The organism is Saccharibacillus qingshengii (assembly GCF_013185195.1).
GTDB lineage: Bacteria > Bacillota > Bacilli > Paenibacillales > Paenibacillaceae > Saccharibacillus > Saccharibacillus qingshengii.
Map to the genome: position 1 here is coordinate 1 of NZ_JAAZWC010000075.1, position 1,248 is coordinate 1,248.

2 protein-coding genes are annotated in these 1,248 nt (G+C 48.9%); both read left to right on the top strand.

The genetic code is table 11. The features are described 5' to 3' along the window. Positions 1-471: HTH domain-containing protein (locus HRQ60_RS23365; RefSeq protein ID WP_343044813.1), on the top strand; the 471-nt coding region annotated here is incomplete at its 5' end. After that, on the top strand, positions 432-1,248 hold an 817-nt coding region (locus HRQ60_RS23370; protein WP_172201017.1), incomplete at its 3' end, for an IS3 family transposase. The genes HRQ60_RS23365 and HRQ60_RS23370, both read left to right, overlap by 40 nt.

Here is a 1,248-nt window from a genome sequence, read left to right on the forward strand (position 1 = left end):
CTTTTTGTGTACAATAAAGAAAAAAATGAGCGGTGGTCGAAACCAATGTCTAAACAATTATTCACAACTAAACAGCAGAATGAGCTCCAAAAGAATCCTCATGTGAAACAGGTCAGTGACAAAGCCATCACTTACACGGATGCGTTTAAAGAACACTTCATCCAAGCTTATGGGCAAGGCAAGCTTCCTCGTGAGATTTTTCAAGAGGCTGGCTTTGACGTAGACATTTTAGGAATCAAACGGATTCAAACCGCTTCTCATCGCTGGCGTACGGCTTACGAGAAGAAGGGAATCCTCGGTCTTACGGACGCGAGAAAGCAGGCTTCTGGACGTCCTTCCACACGTGAACTCAGTCCCCAAGAACAAATCGCTCGACTGGAAGCTAAACTGGAATGGCTCGAAGTGGAGAATGAATTTCTAAAAAAGCTCGAATGGCTCGAAAGGCAGGCGAAGAAACCGAAATCCAAGTAAGTACAGGGCAGAAGTTCGAATGGATTCAGCAGATCACGAGTCGTCCTCGGTTCAAACGTAAGGTACGGTGGCTGTGCGGGCTCGCTCAAATCTCCCGTTCCGGCTACTACGCGTACCTGAGCGAGCAGGCCGTTTTCCGTAGACAGAAGCAGCACGAGCAAGACGAACAAGCCTACCAGATCCTGCTGAAAGCGTATCGGTATAAGCGGCGAAAGAAGGGGGCACGCCAGATTCAAATGACGCTGCAGCTTCACTTTGGCCTCACTTACAACCTCAAACGAATCCGTCGGCTGATGAAAAAATTCAATCTGGTGTGCCCCATAAGACGAGCAAATCCCATGCGCCGGATCGCCAAAGCGACGCAGGAACACCGCATGTGTCCAAACACCTTGCAGCGGAAATTCAAACCCGGGGTAGCCGGCCAAGTCCTCCTCACGGACATCACGTATTTACGTTATGGAACAAACCGACGGGCTTATTTGTCGACGATTAAAGATGCCCAAACCAATGAAATTCTCGCCTACAAGGTCTCGGATTCGCTGGGATTAGATCTCGCACTGGATACGCTCAAGCAATTGAAGAAACACCGTCATCTCACGCCGAAAGCGTTCATTCACTCGGACCAGGGATTCCACTACACGCATCCGACCTTTCAAAAGCTTGTGAAAAAGATGAAGCTCGGACAATCCATGTCACGAAGGGGAAACTGCTGGGACAATGCGCCTCAAGAATCTTTCTTTGGCCATTTGAAAGACGAAACGGATTTAAAAGCGTGCC